Source organism: Sphingomonas aerolata (genome assembly GCF_003046295.1).
In the GTDB taxonomy this organism is placed as follows: Bacteria; Pseudomonadota; Alphaproteobacteria; order Sphingomonadales; family Sphingomonadaceae; genus Sphingomonas; species Sphingomonas aerolata.
This window is the reverse complement of record NZ_PZZN01000001.1, coordinates 228,781-243,473: the sequence shown is the minus strand read 5'-3', so window position 1 is coordinate 243,473 and position 14,693 is coordinate 228,781. Positions and strand designations below refer to the sequence as shown.

Genomic DNA, 14,693 nt, shown 5'->3' with positions numbered 1-14,693 from the left:
GCTTCTGGGCGAGGGCGATGCGGCCGATCCCACGACCGGCGACGTCACGATCCAGAACTACACGATCAACTTCGGTCCGCAGCATCCGGCGGCGCACGGCGTGCTCCGCCTGGTCATGGAGCTCGACGGCGAGATCGTCGAGCGTGTCGATCCGCATGTCGGGCTGCTTCACCGCGGCACCGAGAAGCTGATCGAGTACAAGACCTACACGCAGGCGCTGCCCTATTTCGATCGTCTCGATTACTGCTCGCCGCTGTGCATGGAGCATAGCTGGGTGCTCGCGGTCGAGAAGCTGCTCGACCTCGAAGTGCCTGAGCGGGCGCAGTATCTGCGCGTGTTCTTCGCCGAGCTGACGCGCATCTCGAACCACATGCTCAACCTCGGCAGCCACGTCATGGACGTCGGCGCGATGACGCCGAACCTGTGGCTGTTCGAGATCCGCGAAGACTGCATGAACTTCTTCGAGCGCGTCAGCGGCGCGCGCATGCATTCCAACTATTTCCGTCCGGGTGGCGTGCATCAGGATGCACCGCTCAAGCTGCTCGCCGATATCGGCGACTGGCTCGACACGCGCCTGCCGCGGCTGTTCGAGGATGCGATTTCGCTCGTCGCCGACAACCGCATCTTCAAGCAGCGCAACGTCGACATCGCGATCGTCAGCCGTGACGATGCGATCAAATGGGGCTTTTCGGGCCCGATGATCCGCGGCTCGGGCATCGCCTGGGATCTGCGCAAGTCGCAGCCCTATGACGTCTATGCCAAGATGGACTTCGACGTGCCGGTCGGCACGCGTGGCGACTGCTATGACCGGTTCATGGTGCGCGTCGAGGAAGTGCGTCAGTCGGCACGGATCATGAAGCAGTGCCTGCGCGACATGCCCGAGGGGCCGATCGCGTCGCTCGACCGCAAGGTCGTGCCGCCCAAGCGCGCTGAGATGAAGCAGTCGATGGAAGCGCTGATCCATCACTTCAAGCTCTATACCGAGGGCTTCCATGTGCCTGCCGGCGACGTCTATGTCGCGACCGAGAGCCCCAAGGGCGAGTTCGGCGTGTATCTGGTCGCCGACGGCAGCAACAAGCCGTACCGCTGCAAGATCCGCCCGACCGCGTTTTCGCATCTCCAGGCCTTCGACTTCATGGCGAAGGGTCACATGCTGGCAGATACGACCGCGATCCTCGGCGCGATGGATATCGTTTTTGGTGAATGTGACCGCTGATGGCTGAAGCTCCGAAAATTCCCGACGAGGCAGAGACCCGCGCACGCTGGGGCTCGTTCGCCTGGACGGACGAAAACCAGGTGAAGGCGAACGAGATCCTCGGGCGCTACCCGAAGGGCCGCGAGCAGTCGGCGTCGATCCCGTTCCTCGATCTTGCCCAGCGCCAGGTCGGTGCGGAAACGCAGACCCAGGGCTGGTTGCCGGTGCCGGTGATCGAGTTCGTCGCGCGTCAGATCGGCGTGCCGTACATGCGCGTCTATGAGGTCGTGACCTTCTACACGATGTTCAACCTCGCGCCGGTCGGTCGCTATCACGTGCAGGTCTGCGGCACGACGCCGTGCATGCTGCGCGGGTCGGACGACGTGCTGGCCGCGTGCAAGAACCGGGGCCTCGTCAAGGGCGGTACGACGCCGGACGGCATGTTCACGCTGACCGAGGTCGAGTGCCTGGGCACCTGCGCGAACGCGCCGATGGTTCAGATCAACGACGATAACTTCGAAGATCTCGACTACGACAAGACGACCGAAATCCTCGAGGCGCTTGCCAGTGGCGGCACGCCGACGCCGGGGCCGCAATTCGGCCGCCGCGCGAGTTGCCCCGAAGGCGGCCCGACCTCGCTCAAGGCGATGGTCGACGCGAACCACGATTACCGGGGGGAGTGGGCCTGATGCTCGCCGACAAGGACCGCATCTTCACCAACGTCTACGGCTTCCAGCCGTGGAACATCGACGCGGCGATCATGCGCGGCGATTGGGACAATACCAAGGACCTGATGGCGCTCGGCCAGGACGCGATCATCGACGTGATGAAGGCGAGCGGCTTGCGTGGCCGCGGCGGGGCAGGGTTCCCGACCGGCACCAAATGGTCGTTCATGCCCAAGGAGCCGAAGCCCGACCGGCCGAACTTCCTCGTCATCAACGCCGATGAATCCGAGCCGGGCAGCTGCAAGGATCGCGAGATCATCCGTCACGATCCGCACAAGCTGATCGAGGGTGCGCTGATCGCCGGGTTCGCGATGCGTGCGCGTGCGGCGTACATCTACATCCGCGGCGAATATATCCGCGAGGCGGAGACGCTGTTCGCGGCGGTCGCCGAGGCCTATGATCGCGGCTTCATCGGCAAGAATGCGTGCGGGTCGGGCTACGACTTCGACGTGTTCGTCCACCGCGGTGCCGGCGCCTATATCTGCGGCGAAGAGACCGCGATGCTCGAAAGCCTCGAGGGCAAGAAGGGCCAGCCGCGCCTCAAGCCGCCATTCCCGGCGGGTGCGGGGCTCTATGGCTGCCCGACGACGGTCAACAACGTCGAATCGATCGCGGTCGCGCCGACGATCCTGCGGCGCGGCGCGGCCTGGTTCTCGAGCTTCGGCGCCGAAAATAACCGCGGCACCAAGCTGTTCCAGATCAGCGGCCATGTGAACAAGCCGTGCGTCGTCGAGGAAGAGATGAGCATCTCGTTCCGCGACCTGATCGAGACGCATTGCGGCGGTATTCGTGGCGGCTGGGACAATCTGCTCGCGGTGATCCCGGGCGGCTCCTCGGTGCCATTGGTGCCCGCCGCGCAGATCATGGACTGCGCGATGGACTTCGATGGCCTGAAGGCGGTCGGCTCGGGCCTCGGCACCGCGGCGATCATCGTCATGGACAAGTCGACCGACATCGTCCGTGCGATCAGCCGCATCTCCTACTTCTACAAGCATGAGAGCTGCGGCCAGTGCACGCCGTGCCGCGAAGGCACCGGCTGGATGTGGCGCGTGATGGAGCGGATGCGCACCGGCGACGCCGAGCTGTCCGAGATCGACATGCTCCAGCAGGTCACCAAGCAGGTCGAGGGTCACTCGATCTGCGCGCTCGGTGACGCCGCAGCCTGGCCGATCCAGGGCCTGATCAAGCATTTCCGCCCAGAGATGGAACGCCGTATCCGCGAACGTGGTGGTGACACCGCACCGATGATGGAAGCGGCGGAATGACCGACGAGCGGGCTGATATCATGCTGGAAATCCTGAAGACGATCCAAAGCGATGTCTCGGCTATCAAGCGCGAGCAGACATCGCAGGGTATCCGGCTGCTATCGCTCGAGGATCATGTGCGCGGCCTGGTCGGCACAATTTATGGCATTCAATCGGACGTTGCCGACTTGAAGATGCGGGTCGACCGCATCGAAAAGCGTCTCGGTCTGATGGACACGGAACACTGATATGCCCTTAGTCAAAGTCGATGGCGTAGAGATCGAGGTGCCGCAGGGTGCCACCGTGCTGCAGGCGTGCGAGCTTGCCGGCAAGGAGATCCCGCGTTTCTGTTACCATGAGCGTTTGAGCATCGCCGGCAATTGCCGGATGTGTCTGGTCGAGGTGAAGCCGGGTCCGCCCAAGCCGCAGGCGTCGTGCGCGCTGCCGGCCGCGGACAAGCAGGAGATCTTCACCAACTCGCCGATGGTTAAGAATGCCCGCGAGGGCATCATGGAATTCCTGCTGATCAACCATCCGCTCGATTGCCCGATCTGCGATCAGGGTGGCGAGTGCGATCTGCAGGACCAGTCGGTCGCCTATGGCCGCGGCCATTCGCGCTATGACGAGAACAAGCGCGCGGTCACCGAAAAGTATATGGGTCCGATCGTGAAGACGGTCATGACCCGCTGCATCCAGTGCACGCGCTGCATCCGCTTTGCCGAGGAAGTCTCCGGCGTTGAGGAGATCGGTGCGATCTTCCGCGGCGAGGACATGCAGATCACCTCGTATCTCGAAAACGCGGTGAAGAGCGAGCTGTCGGGCAACGTCGTCGATCTGTGCCCGGTAGGTGCGCTGACCTCGAAGCCCTACGCGTTCGAAGCGCGTCCTTGGGAACTGCGCAAGACGCTGACGATCGACGTCATGGATGCGGTCGGCACCAACATCCGGCTCGACAGCCGTGGTCGTCAGGTGCTGCGTTGCGTGCCGCGGATCAACGAGGACGTGAACGAGGAGTGGGCGACCGACAAGACGCGCCACGCGATCGACGGTCTCGTCCGTCGTCGTCTCGACAAGCCCTATGTCCGCGTGAACGGCAAGCTCCAGCCCGCGACCTGGGACGAGGCCTTCGCGGCGATCAAGGCGGTTGACGCCGGGTCGAGCGTGGCCGCGGTCGCAGGCGACCTGGTCGACTGCGAGACGATGTATGCCGCCAAGGCGCTGCTCGCGAAGATGGGCTCGACGATGCTCGAAGGCCGCCAGACCGGCATGGCCTATGACGCGTCGAACATCGCCGCGGTCAATTTCAACACGACGATCGCCGGTACCGAGCGTGCCGACGCGATCCTGCTGGTGGGCACCAACCTGCGCTGGGAAGCGCCGCTGGTGAACACGCGGGTCCGCAAGGCGATCAAGAAGGGCGCGAAGGTCTTCGCGATCGGGCCTGAGACCGAGCTGACCTACAAGGTCGAGTGGCTCGGCGACGATCTGGCGCTGCTCGGCAATCTGCCCGACGCAGTGACCGAGGCGTTCGGCAAGGCTGAGCGTCCGATGGTGATCGTCGGTGGCGCGGCGCTGAAGGGTGGCCACGGCGCCGCGCTGAAGCTCGTCGACACGCTGGGCCTCGTCAAGGACGGCTGGAACGGCTTTAACGTCGTCCATATGGCCGCGTCGCGGATGGGCGGGCTGATGCTCGGCTATGCGCAGACGGGCGGCATCGCCGATGTGATGGGGGCGAAGCTCGGCTTCTTCCTCGGCGCGGACGAGGTCGATTTCAGCCAGTTCGCGGGCTTCAAGGTGTTCGTTGGTCATCACGGCGACAAGGGTGCGGCGGCTGCCGACGTCATCCTGCCGGGCGTGACCTATGCCGAGAAGTCGGGAACCTGGGTCAACCTCGAGGGCCGCGTCCAGCGCGGCGAGCGTGCGGTGTTCGCCCCTGGCGATGCGCGCGACGACTGGTCGATCTTCCGCGCGCTGTCCGACACGCTTGGCCACACGCTGCCGTTCGACAGCTTCGAGGGGCTGCGCGAAGAAATGTTCGCTGCCGTTCCCGCGCTGCGTCACCAGGCGCTCGCGACGTTCGAGTGGAACCCGCCGTCGCTCGGCGGTGCGGGCGAGGGGGTTCTGGCCGGCTATCCGATCAAGGACTTCTACCTGACCAACGCGATCTGCCGCGCATCGCCGACGATGCAGCGTTGCTCGGCTGAACTTCTCCACGGGGAAGACTTTGCGGAGGCAGCCGAATGATCTCCTGGTTCGAATCCTCGCTCGGTTACGACTGGGCGTTCTTCCTCGCGACGATCATCGACATTCTCGCAATCGCGCTGCCGGTGATGCTGGCGGTCGCGATGATCATCTATGCCGATCGCAAGATCTGGGCGGCGATGGCGCTTCGGCGTGGTCCAAACGTGGTGGGTCCGTTCGGCCTGCTGCAGAGCTTTGCCGACGGCCTGAAGGTGTTCCTGCAGGAGACGATCGTCCCGGCAGCCGCCAATCGCGCGCTGTTCCTGCTGGCGCCGATCATCACCTTCACGGTCGCGCTGATCGTCTGGGCGGTGATCCCGTTCCAGCCCGGCGTCGTGCTCGCGGACATCAATGTCGGCTTGCTCTACGTGCTCGCGGCGTCGTCGCTCGGCGTGTACGGGATCATCCTCGCGGGCTGGGCGTCGAACTCGAAATATCCGTTCTACTCGGCGCTGCGTGCGGCAGCGCAGATGGTCAGCTACGAAGTCGCGATCGGGTTCATCCTGATCTCGGTCGTGTTGTGGTCGGGCACGTTCAACCTGTCGGGCATCGTGACCGCGCAGCAGAACATGTTCGGGCTGCACATCAACGGCTATATCGTCAATCCGCTGCTGTTCCCGATGGCGGTGATGTTCTTCATCTCGAGCCTCGCGGAAACGCAGCGTGCACCGTTCGATCTGACCGAGGCGGAGAGCGAGCTCGTCGCCGGTTACCAGACCGAATATTCGTCGATGGCGTTCGCGCTGTTCTGGCTGGGTGAGTACGCCAACGTCATCCTGATGTGCGCGCTCAATGCTACGCTCTTCTGGGGTGGGTGGCTGCCGCCGGTCGACTGGGCGCCGCTCTATTACGTGCCGGGGATCATCTGGCTGTTCGCCAAGATCCTGTTCTTCTTCTTCCTGTTCAGCTGGGTGAAGGCGACCGTGCCGCGCTATCGCTATGATCAGCTGATGCGGCTCGGCTGGAAGATTTTCCTGCCCGTCTCGCTGTTCTGGGTTTTCCTCGTGTCGGGCGTGTTGATGCTGACGCGCGTTGGAGTGGGTTCATGAGCGTTGCTCAGATCATCAAGTCGTTCACCCTGTGGGAATTCGTGAAGGCGCACGCGTTGACGCTTCGCTATTTCTTCAAGGAAAAGGCGACGATCAACTATCCGTACGAGCGCAACCCTGTGTCCCCGCGGTTCCGCGGTGAGCATGCGCTGCGTCGTTATCCCAATGGCGAAGAGCGGTGCATCGCGTGCAAGCTGTGCGAGGCCGTGTGCCCGGCCCAGGCGATCACGATCGAGGCCGAGCCGCGCGACGACGGCTCGCGCCGCACGACGCGCTACGACATCGACATGACCAAGTGCATCTATTGCGGCCTGTGCGCCGAGGCGTGCCCGGTCGATGCGATCGTCGAGGGTCCGAATTACGAATTCTCGACCGAGACGCGCGAAGAGCTGATCTACGACAAGTCGAAGCTGCTCGATAACGGCGATCGCTGGGAAAGCGCGATCGCGGCGAACCTTGCCGCCGATGCGCCGTACCGTTAAGCGAGCGCCGCGATGACACAGATTAACTCCGTCATCCCAGCGCAGGCTGGGATCTCCCCGTTTCCGAGCGCGCCCGCGCGGCGTGAGACCCCAGCGTTCGCTGGGGTGACGAGGACCTCATGATCCAGGCCTTAGCCTTTTATCTCTTCGCCTTCGTCGTCGTCCTGTCGGGCGCCATGACGATCGCGTCGCGCAATCCGGTCCATTCGGTGATGTGGCTGATCCTCGCCTTCTTCAACGCGGCGGGTCTGATGATCCTCGTCGGGGCCGAGTTCATCGCGATGCTGCTCGTCATCGTCTATGTCGGCGCGGTCGCGGTGCTGTTCCTGTTCGTCGTCATGATGCTCGACATCGACTTTGCCGAAATGCGCGCCGGCGTGGCACGGTATTTCGGTATCGGGCTGGCGCTCGCGGTCGCACTTGCAGCCGAGGTGATGATCGCGATCGGCGCATGGAGCACGGGGCCGATCCAACTCGCACGGCGCGCGGCGCCGATCGATGCGCGGGTGCCCAACATCCAGGCGATCGGCAACCTGCTCTACACGCGCTATCTGTTCGTGTTCGAGGCGGCCGGGCTCGTCCTGCTTGTCGCGATGATCGGCGCGATCGTGCTGACGCATCGCCAGCGTGGCGGCGTGAAGGCGCAGAACATCAGCCGCCAGAACGCACGCCGTCCGCAGGACGCAACGCGCAACACGCGCCCGGTCGTCGGGCAGGGAGTCGAACTGTGACGATCGGTCTCGTCCACTACCTCGTCGTCGCGGCGATCCTGTTCACCATGGGGGTGCTCGGCATCTTCCTGAACCGCAAGAACCTCATCGTCATCCTGATGGCGATCGAGCTGATCCTGCTCGCGGTGAACATCAATCTCGTCGCCTTCTCGGCCTTCCTCAACGATCTCGTCGGACAGGTGTTCGCGATGTTCGTGCTGACGGTCGCGGCGGGTGAGGCCGCGATCGGCCTGGCCATTCTGGTCATCTATTTCCGCGGTCGCGGCACCATTGCGGTCGACGACGTCAACCGGATGAAGGGGTAATACGGTTGATCCAGCTTATCGTCTTCCTGCCGTTACTGGCCGCGATCGTTGCCGGGTTCGGCAATCGCGCGATCGGCAACGTGCCGGCGAAAATCGTCACCACGGCGGCGTTGTTCGCGTCGTGCCTGTTGTCCTGGCCGATCTTCCTCGGTTTCATGGCGGGCACCAGCAGCGCGACCGTCGAGCCGTTGCTCAACTTCATCCAGTCGGGCGACATGAACGTCGCGTGGTCGCTGCGCGTCGATGCGCTGACCGCGGTGATGCTCGTCGTCGTCACGTCGGTGTCGGCGCTCGTCCATCTGTATAGCTGGGGCTATATGGATGAGGATCCCGACCAGCCGCGCTTCTTTGCGTATCTGTCGCTGTTCACCTTTGCGATGCTGATGCTCGTGACCGCGAACAATCTCGTCCAGATGTTCTTCGGCTGGGAAGGGGTGGGCCTCGCGTCCTACCTCCTGATCGGCTTCTGGTTCCGCAAGCCGTCGGCCAGCGCTGCCGCGATCAAGGCGTTCGTCGTCAACCGCGTCGGCGATCTTGGCTTCATGCTCGGCATCTTCGGCACGTTCCTGGTGTTCGGCACGGTCTCGATCCCCGAGATCCTGGCCGCCGCACCCGGCATGGCCGGATCGACGATCGGCTTCCTCGGCTACCGCTTCGATACGATGACGGTGCTCTGCCTGCTGCTGTTCGTCGGCGCGATGGGCAAGTCGGCACAGCTCGGCCTGCACACCTGGCTGCCGGACGCGATGGAAGGCCCGACCCCGGTGTCGGCGCTGATCCACGCGGCGACGATGGTCACCGCAGGCGTGTTCATGGTGTGCCGCCTGTCGCCGATGTTCGAGATGAGCCCGGTCGCGCTGACCGTGGTCACCTCGGTCGGAGCCGCGACCTGCCTGTTCGCCGCCACTTGCGGCCTCGTCCAGACCGACATCAAGCGCGTCATCGCCTATTCGACCTGTTCGCAGCTCGGCTACATGTTCTTCGCCGCGGGCGTCGGCGCCTATGGCGCGGCGATGTTCCACCTGTTCACGCATGCCTTCTTCAAGGCGCTGTTGTTCCTGGGTGCCGGCTCGGTGATCCATGCGATGCACCACGAGCAGGACATGCGCTATTATGGCGGCCTGCGTAAGAAGATCCCGGTGACGTTCTGGGGCATGATGGCGGGTACGCTCGCGATCACCGGCGTCGGCATTCCCGGCATCTTCGGCAACACCGCATTCGGGTTCGCAGGCTTCCATTCGAAGGATGCGATCATCGAGGCGAGCTGGGCGGCCGGTCAGCCGGGCGTGTGGTTCGTCGGTGTGCTCGTCGCATTGCTCACCAGCTTCTATTCGTGGCGCGTGATGTTCCTCACCTTCTGGGGCAAGCCGCGCTGGGCCGCTTCGGAGCATATCCAGCATGCGCTCCACGACGCCCATGGTCACGACGACCATGCGCATGACGCGCATCATGTCGACGATCACCACGCGAACCCGGCAAAGGCCGAGGACGCAGGCCACGCGCCGCATGATCATCACGATGCCGTGCATGCGCCGGCGGAAGGCGATGGCGGGTATCACCCGCATGAGAGCCCGCTGCCGATGCTGATCCCGCTGATCGTCCTGTCGATCGGTGCGGTGCTCGCAGGCTTCGTGTTCCACGGTTACTTCATCGAGCCGAGTGCAGGCGAAGAGTTCTGGAAGGGCGCACTCGCGTTCCGCGAACATCTGATGCACGAGATGCACGGCGTGCCGCTCATCATCAAGCTGTCGGCGACGATCGCGATGCTGCTCGGCCTGCTGACCGCCTGGTATGCCTATATCAAGAACCCGTCCTTCCCGGGCAAGGTGATCGAACAGTTCGGCGTGCTCTACGACTTCCTGCTGCATAAGTGGTATTTCGACGAGCTGTACGACCTGATCTTCGTCCGCCCCGCCTTCGCGATTGGCCGTTTCCTGTGGCACCGCGGTGACGAGAAAACGATCAACCGGTTCGGCCCCGACGGGTCGGCCTGGCTGGTCCAGGTCGGCGCGCGCGTCGCCGGCCGCTTCCAGACGGGATATCTCTACACCTATGCCTTCGTCATGCTGATCGGCCTGACAGCCGCCGTAACCTGGGCGATCGGACTCTATTGATGACCGGCTTTCCTATCCTTTCCGTCCTGATCGCGGTCCCGATGATCGCGGCCATCGCATGCCTGTTCGTCTCGGCGAACACGGCCCGGATGCTCGCGCTGGCGGCGACGCTGATCGACTTCGTGCTCGGCATCATGCTGTGGATGAACTTCGACATCGGCGGCGCGCAGTGGCAATTCGTCGAGCACGCCCCCGGCATCTTCGGGCCGTTTGGCTGGTCGCTCGGTATCGATGGCTTCGCGCTGATGCTGATCATGCTCAGCGTGTTCCTGATGCCGATCTGCATCGGCGCCAGCTGGCGCTCGATCACGACCCGCGTGCCGGAATATATGGCGGCGTTCCTGTTCACCGAAGTGCTGATGATCGGCACGTTCGCGGCACAGGACCTGTTCCTGTTCTACGTCTTCTTCGAAGCCGGCCTGATCCCGATGTACCTGATCATCGGCATCTGGGGCGGGGCGAACAGGATCTACGCGTCGTACAAGTTCTTCCTGTACACGCTGCTCGGCTCGGTCCTGATGTTCATCGCGATGCTGTACATGGCGAAGACCGCGGGTACGACGAGCATCCCGGCGCTGCTGAACTACGACTTCCCGGCGCATGTGCAGACGTGGCTGTGGCTGGCGTTCTTCGCGTCGTTTGCGGTCAAGATGCCGATGTGGCCGGTCCACACCTGGTTGCCCGACGCGCACGTGCAGGCGCCGACCGCAGGGTCGGTGATCCTGGCGGGCGTGCTGCTCAAGCTCGGCGGATATGGCTTCCTGCGCTTCCTGTTGCCGATGTTCCCTGAAGCGTCGGGTCAGCTGACTTGGCTGATCTTCGGCCTGTCGGCGGTCGCGGTGATCTACACGTCGCTCGTCGCGCTCGTGCAGTCGGACATGAAGAAGCTGATCGCCTATTCGTCGGTCGCGCATATGGCGATCGTCACGATCGGCCTGTTCGCGTTCAACCGCCAGGGCATCGAAGGCGCGATGATCATGATGCTGAGCCACGGGCTGGTATCGGGCGCATTGTTCCTCTGCGTCGGCGTGATCTACGACCAGCTCCATACCCGCGAGATCTCGCGCTATGGCGGCCTGGCGATCAACATGCCGCGCTATGCGATCTTCTTCTTGTTCTTCACCATGGCGTCGATCGGCCTGCCGGGCACCAGCGGCTTCGTCGCCGAGTTCCTGTCGCTGATGGGCACCTATCAGGTCTCGACCTGGACGGCGCTGCTCTGCACGACGAGCATCATCCTCGGCGCGGCGTACATGCTGTATCTGTACCGTCGCGTGGTCTTTGGCGAGATCAAGTCGGACGAGGTTCGCGGCATGGTCGACCTGTCGGCGCGCGAATTCTGGTTGCTCGCGCCGATCGCAGCCGTTGTGCTGTGGATGGGCGTCTATCCCGAGAGCTTCCTCGCGCCGATGCGCAAGGATGTCAGCGTCCTGCTCGCGCGCGTCGACCGCGCCAAGCCGGCCAGCGATTCGAACCCAACTGCGGGGAAGCCCGCCACCGTGCATGAAGCCGCGCACGGGGAGGCACACTGATGGAATACGCCGCTAACATCGCAATGACGCTGCCCGAGCTGGTGCTGGCGCTGGGGGCGATCGCGCTGATGCTCGTCTCGGCCTGGGGCGGGGACACGTCGACGCGCGCCGTGTCGATCGCCTCCGTGTTCGTCCTGGTCGGCGCCGGGATCGCGCTGGTCGGTCCGGCATCATCGGGCGGTTATGCGTTCGACGGTCTGTACCGTGCCGATGCATTCGGTGCCTTTGCCAAGGTGCTGATCTACATTGCGTCCGCAGTCGCGATCATGATGGCGCCGAGCTTCTTCGCACGGTCGCAGGGTGAGGATCTTCGCCCCGAATATCCGGTGCTGATCCTGTTGTCGGCTTGCGGCATGGGCATCATGGTTTCGGCCAGCGACATGCTGACGCTCTATGTCGGTCTCGAGCTGCAGAGCCTTGCGGCGTATGTCCTCGCCAGCTTCATGCGGCGCGACGGGCGTTCGGCCGAGGCGGGTCTGAAGTATTTCGTGCTCGGCGCGCTCGCCAGCGGCATCCTGTTGTACGGTATCTCGCTGGTCTACGGTTTCAGCGGCACGACATTGTTCTCGGGCATCGCCGACGCCTATGCCGGGACCAAGTCGCTTGGCTTGCTGTTCGGTCTGGTGTTCGTCTTCGCAGGGCTTGCATTCAAGATCAGCGCAGTGCCGTTCCACATGTGGACGCCCGACGTTTATGAGGGCGCACCGACCCCGGTTACCGCGTTCTTCGCCTCGGCTCCCAAGGTTGCGGCAATGGCGATGGCGGTGCGCGTCGCGATCGAGGCGATGGGGCCGGCGACGGACCAGTGGCGTCAGATCGTGATCTTCGCGGCGCTCGCCTCGATCATCCTCGGCGCGGTCGCCGCCATCGGCCAGACCAACGTCAAGCGCCTGCTGGCCTATTCGTCGATCAACAATGTCGGCTTCGCGCTGATCGGTCTCGCTGCAGGGACGCCGGAAGGTGTGTCGGGCGTGCTGATGTATCTGACCATCTACGTCGCGATGACCTTGGGGTCGTTCCTGGTCGTGCTGCAGATGCGCGGCGATGACGGGCAGCCGGTCGAGACGATCGCGAGCCTCGCGGGCATGTCGCGGACGCGACCGGGGCTTGCTGCAGCTCTCGCGATCTTCATGTTCAGCCTTGCCGGCATCCCGCCGCTGTTCGGCTTCTATGCGAAGTTCGCGGTGTTCAGTGCGGCCGTCGATGCTGGGCTCTTCCCGCTGGCCGTGGTCGGCATCGCGGCATCAGTGATCGGCGCCTATTATTACCTGCGCGTCGTGAAGACGATGTACTTCGACGATCCCGCACCCGCCTTTGCGCCGATGGAGAACAAGGTCGAGGGCGGGTTGATCGCGCTCGCGGCGGTGTTTGTCTCGCCGGCCGGCTATCTGCTCATCCCCGTGCTCGGCGCATGGACGATGGCGGCAGCGCGGGCGTTGTTCTGAGCATCATCCGTACCGTTGCGGAGACAGGATCGACCAATGCCGACCTGCTGGCGCTGGCCCGCACCGGCGCCGATGACGGCCTCTGGCTGAGGGCGGTTCGGCAGACTGCAGGACGCGGCCGACAGGGGCGGGAATGGTCATCGCCCGACGGTAATCTCTATGCGAGCACGCTGGTGCGGCTGCGTCCGAGCGATCCGCCCGCCGCCAGCGTCGCGCTGGTCGCGGCGGTCGCGTTGTATGAGGCCGTGTCGACCCTTCTCATCGACGGTATCCGGCAGGCGACGACGGACTCGAGCGCGACACTGCTACTCAAATGGCCGAACGACCTGCTGCTCGCCGATGCCAAGCTTTCCGGTATCCTGCTCGAGCGCGCGGACGACTCGGTCGTCGTTGGTTTTGGCGTCAACATTGCACACCATCCCGAGCTGGCCGATCGCAAGACGACCGATCTCGCGGTGCACGGCGTCGTCGTTGAGCCGTCGTCGTTCCTCGACATCCTTGCAGACGGCTTTGCGCGCTGGGTTGCGCGTTGGCGGACCGAGGGGCTGGCGCCGGTCCGCGCGCGCTGGGTCGATTGCGCGCATCCGGCGGGCACCGCGCTGACCGCGCGGCTCGCGGACGGGGAGGCGGTCGACGGGCTGTTCGAGGGGCTCGATCTCGATGGCGCGTTGATCCTGCGCACAGCGTCGGGCGAGCGTCGTGTCATCCACGCCGCCGACATATTCCTGCTGTGATGCGGCGCGTCATCGCCATCGCCGCGGGTCTCGACTATGCACTATCCGCACGGAAAGGTTGAAGGTCCCCGCATGCTGCTCGCCATCGATGCCGGCAATACCAATGTCGTGTTCGCGCTCGTCGAGAAGGGCGTCATCGTCGCGCGGTGGCGGATCGCGACCGATCCGCGTCGTACCGCGGACGAGTATGCGGTGTGGCTGAGCCAGCTGATGCAGCTCGGCGGGCATGACCGGGGCGCGGTCGAGGGCGTGATCATCGCGACGGTGGTGCCGCGCGCGCTGCACAATCTGCAGGTGCTCTCGTCGAAATACTTTGCGACCGAGGCGCTGATCGCCGGCCGCGCGCCGGTCGAATGGGGGATCGCGATCGATGTCGACGAGCCCGCTTCGCTTGGCGCTGACCGTGCGGTCAACACGATCGCCGCGCACGCGCTGCACGACGGCGACCTGATCGTCATCGATTTCGGCACGGCGACGACGTTCGACCTCGTCGACTATCGCGGCGCGTACAAGGGCGGCATCATCGCGCCGGGGATCAACCTGTCGCTCGACGCGCTGGTCACTGCCGCGGCCAAATTGCCGCGGATCGCGATCGAGGCACCCGGCGATACCAGCGTGATCGGGCTGAACACGGTCTCGCAGATGCACATCGGCATCTATTGGGGCTATGTCGCGATGATCGAGGGGCTGGTGGCGCGAATGAAGGCCGAGGTCGGACGCCCGGTCAAGGTCATCGCGACCGGCGGACTTGCTACCCTCTTCGAAAAACAGACCGACGTGTTCGACGTCATCGAGGCCGACCTGACGATCCAGGGGCTGGCGATGATGTGGGACCGTCACCATATCTAGGGCCATTGGGCTCGCGCCAACCGGCCTGCGGGCCACATTCCCCTGTA

14 protein-coding genes are annotated in these 14,693 nt (G+C 64.2%); all 14 read left to right on the top strand.

Annotated elements, in window-relative coordinates; genetic code table 11:
- Positions 1–4 precede the first annotated feature (4 nt).
- The 14 genes from C8J24_RS01210 (at position 5) to C8J24_RS01145 (ending at position 14,646) form a co-directional block, all read left to right on the top strand.
- Positions 5–1,216: an NADH-quinone oxidoreductase subunit D gene (locus tag C8J24_RS01210; protein ID WP_197975229.1), complete on the top strand. Its 1,212-nt coding sequence runs from the start codon at positions 5–7 to the stop codon at positions 1,214–1,216.
- The gene (locus C8J24_RS01205; protein ID WP_031393841.1) at positions 1,216–1,884 is read left to right on the top strand and encodes a complex I 24 kDa subunit family protein; all 669 of its coding nucleotides are present in this window, start codon (positions 1,216–1,218) and stop codon (positions 1,882–1,884) included. Before C8J24_RS01210 ends, C8J24_RS01205 begins: the two co-directional genes overlap by 1 nt.
- Positions 1,884–3,185 carry an NADH-quinone oxidoreductase subunit NuoF gene (gene nuoF, locus C8J24_RS01200; protein WP_056050371.1) on the top strand — a complete coding sequence of 434 codons (1,302 nt, stop codon included), beginning with the start codon at positions 1,884–1,886 and terminating at the stop codon, positions 3,183–3,185. Before C8J24_RS01205 ends, nuoF begins: the two co-directional genes overlap by 1 nt.
- Positions 3,182–3,412: a hypothetical protein gene (locus C8J24_RS01195; RefSeq protein WP_107929728.1), complete on the top strand. Its 231-nt coding sequence runs from the start codon at positions 3,182–3,184 to the stop codon at positions 3,410–3,412. Before nuoF ends, C8J24_RS01195 begins: the two co-directional genes overlap by 4 nt.
- A gap of 1 nt (position 3,413) precedes the next feature.
- Positions 3,414–5,408 (top strand): NADH-quinone oxidoreductase subunit NuoG, encoded by a 1,995-nt coding sequence (gene nuoG / locus C8J24_RS01190; RefSeq protein ID WP_031393839.1) that lies wholly within the window; start codon positions 3,414–3,416, stop codon positions 5,406–5,408.
- Positions 5,405–6,454 (top strand): NADH-quinone oxidoreductase subunit NuoH, encoded by a 1,050-nt coding sequence (gene nuoH / locus C8J24_RS01185; protein WP_031393838.1) that lies wholly within the window; start codon positions 5,405–5,407, stop codon positions 6,452–6,454. Before nuoG ends, nuoH begins: the two co-directional genes overlap by 4 nt.
- Positions 6,451–6,936 carry an NADH-quinone oxidoreductase subunit NuoI gene (nuoI, locus tag C8J24_RS01180; protein WP_031393837.1) on the top strand — a complete coding sequence of 162 codons (486 nt, stop codon included), beginning with the start codon at positions 6,451–6,453 and terminating at the stop codon, positions 6,934–6,936. Before nuoH ends, nuoI begins: the two co-directional genes overlap by 4 nt.
- Positions 6,937–7,055: 119 nt before the next feature.
- Positions 7,056–7,667 (top strand): NADH-quinone oxidoreductase subunit J, encoded by a 612-nt coding sequence (locus tag C8J24_RS01175; RefSeq protein WP_031440949.1) that lies wholly within the window; start codon positions 7,056–7,058, stop codon positions 7,665–7,667.
- A complete protein-coding gene (nuoK, locus tag C8J24_RS01170; protein WP_031393835.1) occupies positions 7,664–7,972 on the top strand; it encodes an NADH-quinone oxidoreductase subunit NuoK in 309 nt (102 codons plus the stop codon). The genes C8J24_RS01175 and nuoK overlap by 4 nt, the downstream gene beginning before the upstream one ends.
- A 5-nt stretch (positions 7,973–7,977) precedes the next feature.
- Positions 7,978–10,086, top strand: a complete 2,109-nt coding sequence (gene nuoL / locus C8J24_RS01165) for an NADH-quinone oxidoreductase subunit L (protein ID WP_037527526.1) — start codon at positions 7,978–7,980, stop codon at positions 10,084–10,086.
- Positions 10,086–11,618 (top strand): NADH-quinone oxidoreductase subunit M, encoded by a 1,533-nt coding sequence (locus C8J24_RS01160; RefSeq protein ID WP_031440947.1) that lies wholly within the window; start codon positions 10,086–10,088, stop codon positions 11,616–11,618. The genes nuoL and C8J24_RS01160 overlap by 1 nt, the downstream gene beginning before the upstream one ends.
- Positions 11,618–13,063 carry an NADH-quinone oxidoreductase subunit NuoN gene (gene nuoN, locus C8J24_RS01155; protein WP_031440946.1) on the top strand — a complete coding sequence of 482 codons (1,446 nt, stop codon included), beginning with the start codon at positions 11,618–11,620 and terminating at the stop codon, positions 13,061–13,063. Before C8J24_RS01160 ends, nuoN begins: the two co-directional genes overlap by 1 nt.
- Positions 13,030–13,797, top strand: coding sequence for a biotin--[acetyl-CoA-carboxylase] ligase (locus C8J24_RS01150; RefSeq protein ID WP_208620891.1), 768 nt, complete (start codon positions 13,030–13,032; stop codon positions 13,795–13,797). Before nuoN ends, C8J24_RS01150 begins: the two co-directional genes overlap by 34 nt.
- A gap of 72 nt (positions 13,798–13,869) precedes the next feature.
- Entirely contained in the window at positions 13,870–14,646 is a 777-nt protein-coding gene (locus tag C8J24_RS01145) for a type III pantothenate kinase (RefSeq protein ID WP_107929725.1), read from the top strand.
- Positions 14,647–14,693 lie beyond the last annotated feature (47 nt).

Excerpts from the sequence above, each read along its gene's own strand:
- C8J24_RS01195 (WP_107929728.1), top strand. The coding sequence starts at position 3,182 with ATGACCGACGAGCGGGCTGATATCATGCTGGAAATCCTGAAGACGATC.
- C8J24_RS01150 (WP_208620891.1), top strand. The coding sequence starts at position 13,030 with ATGGACGATGGCGGCAGCGCGGGCGTTGTTCTGAGCATCATCCGTACC.
- C8J24_RS01175 (WP_031440949.1), top strand. The coding sequence starts at position 7,056 with ATGATCCAGGCCTTAGCCTTTTATCTCTTCGCCTTCGTCGTCGTCCTG.
- C8J24_RS01160 (WP_031440947.1), top strand. The coding sequence starts at position 10,086 with ATGACCGGCTTTCCTATCCTTTCCGTCCTGATCGCGGTCCCGATGATC.
- nuoN (WP_031440946.1), top strand. The coding sequence starts at position 11,618 with ATGGAATACGCCGCTAACATCGCAATGACGCTGCCCGAGCTGGTGCTG.
- C8J24_RS01205 (WP_031393841.1), top strand. The coding sequence starts at position 1,216 with ATGGCTGAAGCTCCGAAAATTCCCGACGAGGCAGAGACCCGCGCACGC.
- nuoI (WP_031393837.1), top strand. The coding sequence starts at position 6,451 with ATGAGCGTTGCTCAGATCATCAAGTCGTTCACCCTGTGGGAATTCGTG.
- C8J24_RS01145 (WP_107929725.1), top strand. The coding sequence starts at position 13,870 with ATGCTGCTCGCCATCGATGCCGGCAATACCAATGTCGTGTTCGCGCTC.
- nuoF (WP_056050371.1), top strand. The coding sequence starts at position 1,884 with ATGCTCGCCGACAAGGACCGCATCTTCACCAACGTCTACGGCTTCCAG.
- nuoH (WP_031393838.1), top strand. The coding sequence starts at position 5,405 with ATGATCTCCTGGTTCGAATCCTCGCTCGGTTACGACTGGGCGTTCTTC.
- nuoG (WP_031393839.1), top strand. The coding sequence starts at position 3,414 with ATGCCCTTAGTCAAAGTCGATGGCGTAGAGATCGAGGTGCCGCAGGGT.